The organism is Candidatus Rokuibacteriota bacterium (assembly GCA_016188005.1).
Classification (GTDB): Bacteria; Methylomirabilota; Methylomirabilia; order Rokubacteriales; family CSP1-6; genus UBA12499.
In genome coordinates this window covers 23,857-30,146 of sequence record JACPIQ010000022.1, presented here as the reverse complement: position 1 = coordinate 30,146, position 6,290 = coordinate 23,857, and the positions used below count along the sequence as shown (strand labels likewise).

The window sequence follows — 6,290 nt, the reverse complement described above, 5'->3', positions numbered from 1 at the left end:
GATGAGCCTCGAGCAGTGCCTCGAGTGGATTCGCGAGGACGAATTGCTCGAGGTCACCCCGAAGTCGCTCCGGCTGCGCAAGAAGCAGCTCGGCGGCCGCCGCCGCTTCTAGCCCCAGGGCGCCCTTCTGAGCGCCCTGGGGGCCGGAGGCCGGTGATGCGGTGCCGGCGGGGCCCGGGGGAAACGGGTTAGCTGCGGCCGCGGCGGGGGCCCCGCGACGGCCCGCCGGGTCGCCCGGCCTGCGAGCCGCCGGGCCGCCCGACATGGGTCCCGCCCGGACGCCCCGGGCCGCCGCGGTCGCGACCGCCGCGAGCGGCCAGCCGCTGGCGCTTCTCCTCGGCGTAGCGGCGGCGCTCCTCGCTGGTGGGCTTGATCTCGGGCAGGTAGCAGTCGTCCTCGGCCCACTCGACCCGGATCTTCTCCCCGATGAACTTCTCGATGGCCTCGAGCTCGAGCGCCCCCGCCTCGTCGGCGAGGCTGATGGCCTTGCCGGCCGCACCCGCCCGCGCCGTGCGGCCGATGCGGTGGACGTAGTCCTCGGCGTCCTGCGGCAGGTCCCAGTTGATCACATGGCTCACGCCCTCGATGTGGAGTCCTCGCGAGGCCACGTCCGTGGCCACGAGGATGGGGAGCGTCCCCTCCTTGAAGTCGCCGAGCAGCGTGAGTCGCCGCTTCTGGTCCACATCCCCCGTCAGGGCCCGGGCCTGCCAGCCGTTGCGGCCCAGGCGATCCTCGAGCCGGCGGGCCTCCTCGCGCGTGTTGGCGAACATCAGGATGCGGCTGCCGCCTTCGCGCTTGAGCAATCCGAGCAGGAGGCTGAACTTCTCCTCGCGGCCCACGTGGTAGAGCACCTGCTCGGCGTTCTCCGCCGTCTTCTGCTGGGGCGTGATGGTGATCTGCGTGGGGTTGTTCATGAACTCCCACGTCAGCTCCATCACGCGGAAGGACAGGGTCGCCGAGAAGAGGAAGGACTGCCGCTTCTCCGGCCGCGGCAGCTTCCGCAGGATGAAGCGCAGGTCGGCGATGAAGCCCATGTCGAACATCCGGTCGGCCTCGTCGATGACGAGCACCTCCACCCGCGCCGGAGACCAGACGTGCTGCTTGAGGTAGTCGATGAGCCGGCCGGGCGTGCCCACCAGGACGTCGCAGGCCTCCCCCAGCTCGTCGCGCTGCTTGGCGTAGTCCACGCCGCCGTAGACGGCCAGGATGCGCAGCCCCGTGTGGGCCCCCAGGAGGGTCGCGTCGGCCCGGATCTGCACGACCAGCTCGCGGGTGGGGGCGATGATCAGCACGCGGGGCGCCGTCGGCCCGCTCCGGGGCGGCGCCGGGTGGCGCAGGCAGCGGGTGAAGGCGGCGATCAGGAAGGCGGCGGTCTTCCCTGTGCCGGTCTGCGACTGGCCCGCCACGTCCTTGCCCTTGAGCGCCAGGGGCAGCGCCGCCTCCTGGATGGCGGTCGCCGCCGCGAACCCCGCGTCTCGGATCCCCTGCCGCACCGGCTCCGGCAGGTCGAGGGCAGCGAACTCGAGCGCGGCGCTCATCTGGCGTCCGAGGGGGCCGCCGGGGCCGCCGCGGGGGCGGCCTTCCTGGCGCGCCGGCCGAAGATGCGGGCGGAGAGGATCCCGACCTCGTAGAGCACGATCAGGGGCCCGGCCATGAGCGTCTGGTTCACGGCATCGGGGGTCGGCGTGAGAATCGCGGCGATGAGGAAGTTGATGAGGATGGCGTACTTGCGGTTGCGCGACAGGAACTGCGGCGTCACCACCCCGAGCATGGAGAGCAGCGTGATCACCACCGGCATCTCGAAGACCAGGCCGAAGGCGAGCGTGAACTTGACCACGAAGTCCACGTGGCTCGAGACGGAGATCATGTCCTTGATGCCCTGCGCCTGGCCAAAGCCCACGAGGAAGTTGATGGCGAAGGGCACCACCACGAGCAGCGCGAAGGCGCCCCCGCCCAGGAAGAGCAACGAGCCGATGAGGACGAACGGCCCCGCGTAGCGGCGCTCGTGCTTGTGCAGTCCCGGGGCGACGAAGGCCCAGACGTTCCAGAGGATCACCGGCATGGCCAGGAACAGGCCGGCGATCATGGCGATCTTCATGCTCGTCCAGAAGGCCTCCGTCGGCGAGAGGAAGACGAGCTGCGAGCCGGTCTTGGCCAGCGGGCGCGCGATGAATCTCAGGATGCGGTCGGAGTAGTGGAACGCGACGAGGAGCCCGAGGCCGGCGGGCACGAGGCTCCAGATGATCCGGGTGCGGAGCTCCCCCAGGTGCTCCATGAACGACATCTTCGCGTCGTCGGTGTCGGTCATGCCCAGTCCGTGAGGAAGTGGCGCAGCTGCCCCACCCCGCGTCCGGCCTGGAAGCCTTCCTGGATGGCGCGCGTCACGTAGGCCTTGGCCCGGCGCACCGCCTCGATCAGCGACTGGCCAAGTGCCAGCCCGGCGGCGATGGCGGCCGAGAACGTGCACCCGGTGCCGTGGGTGTTGGGGCTGTCCACGCGCGGGGCGGAGAAGGCCGTGAACGCGCGCCCGTCCCAGAGAAGGTCCACCGCATCCCCCGGGAGGTGGCCGCCCTTGACGAGCACGTGCCGGGGCCCCAGCGCGTGAATGCGGCGGGCCGCCTCCTCCATCGCCTGGCGGCCCCTCACCGGGATGCCACTGAGCGCCTCGGCTTCGGGGAGGTTGGGCGTCACCACCAGGGCCAGGGGAAGGATGCGCCCGACGAGGGCCTGGCGCGCGTCGGGGCGGAGGAGCGGGTCGCCGGACTTGGCGACCATCACCGGATCCACCACCAGCTGGCCGATCGGGCACTCGGCCAGCACCTCGGCGACGGCGTCGATGATGGGTGCCGTGGAGAGCATCCCGCACTTGGCCGCGTCGGCACCGAAGTCCGACAGCACCGAGCGGAGCTGCCGGGCCACGAAGGCAGGGGGCAGGTTCTCGACTCCCTGCACGCCCAGCGAGTTCTGGGCGGTGACCGCCGTGATGACGGACATGCCGAAGACGCGGAAGGCGGAGAAGGTCTTGAGGTCGGCCTGGATGCCCGCGCCGCCGCCGGAGTCCGACCCAGCGATCGTCAGGGCCCGCGGGATACGCATGGCCTCTTAGTATACGGGATGATGAGGGTGAATTCCCCGCGGACAGGTCCCGAGGCGAAGCGCCGGTGGAGCGTCCGGGGCGTGCCCTCGACGATCTCCTCGAACTGCTTGGTGAGCTCGCGCCCGGCCACCATCGGCACCTCGCCGAAGACCTCGGCCGCGGCCGCGAGGGAGGCCAGCAGCCGATGGGGCGATTCGTAGTAGACCACGGTCATCTGGAGCGCGCGGAGCGCCGCGAGGCGGTGGAGCCGCCGCCCGGGCTTGACCGGCAGGAAGCCGTCGAAGATGAAGCGGTCGGCGGGAACGCCGGCGGCCGACAGCGCCGCCACGACGGCCGAAGGCCCGGGCACGGGCACCACCGGGATGCCGGCCTCGCGCGCCTGGCGGACCAGGAGAAAGCCGGGATCGGAGATGCCGGGCGTCCCGGCGTCGGTCACGAGCGCCAGCGACTTGCCGTCGCGGAGCGCGCCGAGCAGGGTTTCCCCCTTGCGCAGCTTGTTGTGCTCGAAGTAGCTCGTGACCGCCCCGGGGATGCCGAAATGAGTGAGGAGCCCACGCGTCCGCCGCGTGTCCTCGCAGGCGACGAGATCCACCTCCTTGAGCACGCGGAGGGCGCGGAGCGTCAGGTCCTCGAGGTTCCCGATGGGCGTGGCGACGACGTAGAGGGTCCCCACGCTCATGAGCGCGCCCTCCCGTCACGGAACGGGCAGGCCGGGGCTACCGTGGAAGAGGGAGGGAAGGGGGAGGGCCGGCCGGGGCGCGGGCCACGGCCGGCCCTGCCGATGAGAGCCTCCGGCTCAGCGCCCGCCGCGCCAGCCGCCGTGGCCGCCGCCGAAGCCGCCGCCACCCCCGCCGCGCCGCTGCCCGCCACCGCCGGACGGCCCCTTCGCGATCTCGACCTTGATCTGGCGGCCGTCGAGCGAAGTCCCGTTCAGCCGGGACACCGCCTCATTGGCCTCCTCGGCCGTCGCCATCTCGACGAATCCGAACCCACGCGAGCGACCGGTGTCCCGATCGGTCACCACGCTGGCGGACTCGACGGCCCCCACCGCGGCGAAGGCCGCGCGGAGCCCTTCATTGGAAGTGGAGAACGACAGCCCACCGACGAACAGCTTCACGGCCATGGAGGCGCTCCTTCTGCATCTTCCGCACTGTGGACGACCCGAGCTCGGAAGAAGCTCAGGACGTGGCCTGACCGCGGGGCGGGCTCACGATGAGCCTCCGGCTGCCAGGGGGCTTGAGTGTACACGACTCCTCGGGCCCGTGCTCCGGAGGTTTTGCCGGGGTGCTCGGGTCCGGGGGCCGCCCGGGTCAGGCGGACTCGGCCTTCTGCTCGGAGATGAGGATCGGGCGATCCTTGGCCAGGATCACCTCCCGCGTGACGATGCACTCCTTGAGCCCGGGGATCGACGGCAGCTCGTACATCACCTCCAGCATGACCTCCTCGAGGACGGCCCGGAGCCCGCGGGCGCCCGTGCCGCGCTTCATCGCCTCGCGGGCCACGGCGGCCACCGCGTCGTCGGTGAACTTGAGCCGCACCCGCTCGAGCTCGAAGTACTTCTGGTACTGCTTGATCACGGCGTTCTTCGGCTCCCGGAGGATGCGGATGAGCGCCGGCTCGTCCAGGTCGTGAAGGGTGGCGACCACGGGCAGGCGCCCCACGAATTCCGGGATCATCCCGAACTTGAGCAGGTCCTCGGGCTGCACCAGGGCCAGGAGGTCCCCGACCCGGCGGTCGTCCCGGCTCTTGACCTCCGCCCCGAAGCCCATGCCGCTCTTGCCCACCCGGCTCTCGACGATCTTGTCCAGTCCCACGAAGGCGCCGCCGCAGAGGAAGAGCACGTTGGTCGTGTCCACCTGGATGAATTCCTGGTGGGGGTGCTTGCGTCCGCCCTGGGGCGGCACGTTGGCCACCGTACCCTCGAGGATCTTGAGCAGCGCCTGCTGGACGCCCTCCCCCGAGACGTCCCGGGTGATGGACGGGTTCTCCGACTTCCGCGCGATCTTGTCGATCTCGTCGATGTAGACGATGCCGCGCTGCGCCCGCTCCACGTCGTAGTCGGCCGCCTGCAAGAGCCGCAGGATGATGTTCTCCACGTCCTCGCCCACGTAGCCCGCCTCGGTGAGGGTGGTGGCATCCGCGATGGTGAACGGGACCTGGAGCATCCGCGCGAGGGTCTGGGCCAGGAGCGTCTTGCCGGAGCCCGTGGGGCCGATCAGGAGGATGTTGGCCTTCTGCAGCTCCACCTCGCCGCCCTCGGCGCCGGCCTCGATGCGCTTGTAGTGGTTGTGGACGGCGACGGCCAGGTACTGGTCGAGGAGGTTCTTGATCTCGACGGGCTTGGGGAGGCTCCGGATCTCCCGGCTCTTCTCCTCCTCCCACTCCTCCGCGATGATGTCGTTGCAGAGCTCGATGCACTCATCGCAGATGTAGACCGTGGGCCCGGCGATCAGCTTGCGGACATCGTTCTGACTCTTGCCGCAGAACGAGCACTTCAGCGATCCCCCGCCCTCGCGCGCGCGGGCCATGAGACGCGAGCTACCTCGTGCCGGACACCGCCGCGGCCTCGCTGACGGGGCGCGGGGTCGGCTTGGAGGAAATCACGTCGTCCACGATGTGGTAGTCCTTCGCCTGCTCGGCGGTCATGAAGAAGTCGCGGTCGGTGTCCCGCTGGACCTTCTCCATGGACTGGCCCGTGTGGTGCACCAGGATGCGGTTCAGCTCCTCGCGCATGCGGAGGATCTCCCGGGCCTGGATGTCGATGTCGGTCGCCTGCCCCTGCACGCCGCCCAGCGGCTGGTGGATCATGATCCGCGCATGCGGCAGGGCGAAGCGCTTGCCCTTGGCGCCGGCGGCCAGCAGGAGCGCCCCCATGGAGGCCGCCTGCCCCATGCAGATGGTGGACACCGCGGGCTTCACATACTGCATGGTGTCGTAGATGGCCATGCCGGCCGTCACCGATCCGCCGGGCGAGTTGATGTAGAGGTGAATGTCCTTGTCAGGATCCTCCGCCTCCAGGAAGAGCATCTGGGCGATGACGAGGTTGCCGATCTCGTCCTCGATGTACGTCGGAAGGAAGATGATCCGCTCCTTGAGGAGCCGGGAGAAGATGTCGAACGCCCGCTCGCCGCGGGGCGTCTGCTCCACGACCATCGGAATCAGGCCCACTGACCGTCTCCTTGCCATGTCCGTA

At 70.2% G+C, this 6,290-nt stretch carries 7 protein-coding genes; all 7 read right to left on the bottom strand.

Annotated elements, in window-relative coordinates; genetic code table 11:
* Nucleotides 1-188 precede the first annotated feature (188 nt).
* Nucleotides 189-1,538: a DEAD/DEAH box helicase gene (locus HYV93_05375; protein ID MBI2525395.1), complete on the bottom strand. Its 1,350-nt coding sequence runs from the start codon at nucleotides 1,536-1,538 to the stop codon at nucleotides 189-191.
* A complete protein-coding gene (gene tatC / locus HYV93_05370) occupies nucleotides 1,535-2,308 on the bottom strand; it encodes a twin-arginine translocase subunit TatC (protein ID MBI2525394.1) in 774 nt (257 codons plus the stop codon). The genes HYV93_05375 and tatC overlap by 4 nt, the downstream gene beginning before the upstream one ends.
* Entirely contained in the window at nucleotides 2,305-3,096 is a 792-nt protein-coding gene (thiD, locus tag HYV93_05365; protein MBI2525393.1) for a bifunctional hydroxymethylpyrimidine kinase/phosphomethylpyrimidine kinase, read from the bottom strand. The genes tatC and thiD overlap by 4 nt, the downstream gene beginning before the upstream one ends.
* Nucleotides 3,075-3,776 carry a 16S rRNA (cytidine(1402)-2'-O)-methyltransferase gene (gene rsmI, locus HYV93_05360; protein MBI2525392.1) on the bottom strand — a complete coding sequence of 234 codons (702 nt, stop codon included), beginning with the start codon at nucleotides 3,774-3,776 and terminating at the stop codon, nucleotides 3,075-3,077. The genes thiD and rsmI overlap by 22 nt, the downstream gene beginning before the upstream one ends.
* 117 nt (nucleotides 3,777-3,893) lie before the next feature.
* Nucleotides 3,894-4,220: an RNA-binding protein gene (locus HYV93_05355; protein MBI2525391.1), complete on the bottom strand. Its 327-nt coding sequence runs from the start codon at nucleotides 4,218-4,220 to the stop codon at nucleotides 3,894-3,896.
* A 187-nt stretch (nucleotides 4,221-4,407) separates the two neighbouring features.
* Nucleotides 4,408-5,625, bottom strand: coding sequence for an ATP-dependent Clp protease ATP-binding subunit ClpX (clpX, locus tag HYV93_05350; GenBank protein MBI2525390.1), 1,218 nt, complete (start codon nucleotides 5,623-5,625; stop codon nucleotides 4,408-4,410).
* A 10-nt stretch (nucleotides 5,626-5,635) separates the two neighbouring features.
* The gene (gene clpP / locus HYV93_05345; protein ID MBI2525389.1) at nucleotides 5,636-6,283 is read right to left on the bottom strand and encodes an ATP-dependent Clp endopeptidase proteolytic subunit ClpP; all 648 of its coding nucleotides are present in this window, start codon (nucleotides 6,281-6,283) and stop codon (nucleotides 5,636-5,638) included.
* Between the last annotated feature and the right edge of the window lie 7 nt (nucleotides 6,284-6,290).

Coding starts and splice junctions, on each gene's coding strand:
- HYV93_05375 (MBI2525395.1), bottom strand. CDS start 1,538: ATGAGCGCCGCGCTCGAGTTCGCTGCCCTCGACCTGCCGGAGCCGGTG.
- tatC (MBI2525394.1), bottom strand. CDS start 2,308: ATGACCGACACCGACGACGCGAAGATGTCGTTCATGGAGCACCTGGGG.
- thiD (MBI2525393.1), bottom strand. CDS start 3,096: ATGCGTATCCCGCGGGCCCTGACGATCGCTGGGTCGGACTCCGGCGGC.
- rsmI (MBI2525392.1), bottom strand. CDS start 3,776: ATGAGCGTGGGGACCCTCTACGTCGTCGCCACGCCCATCGGGAACCTC.
- HYV93_05355 (MBI2525391.1), bottom strand. CDS start 4,220: ATGGCCGTGAAGCTGTTCGTCGGTGGGCTGTCGTTCTCCACTTCCAAT.
- clpX (MBI2525390.1), bottom strand. CDS start 5,625: ATGGCCCGCGCGCGCGAGGGCGGGGGATCGCTGAAGTGCTCGTTCTGC.
- clpP (MBI2525389.1), bottom strand. CDS start 6,283: ATGGCAAGGAGACGGTCAGTGGGCCTGATTCCGATGGTCGTGGAGCAG.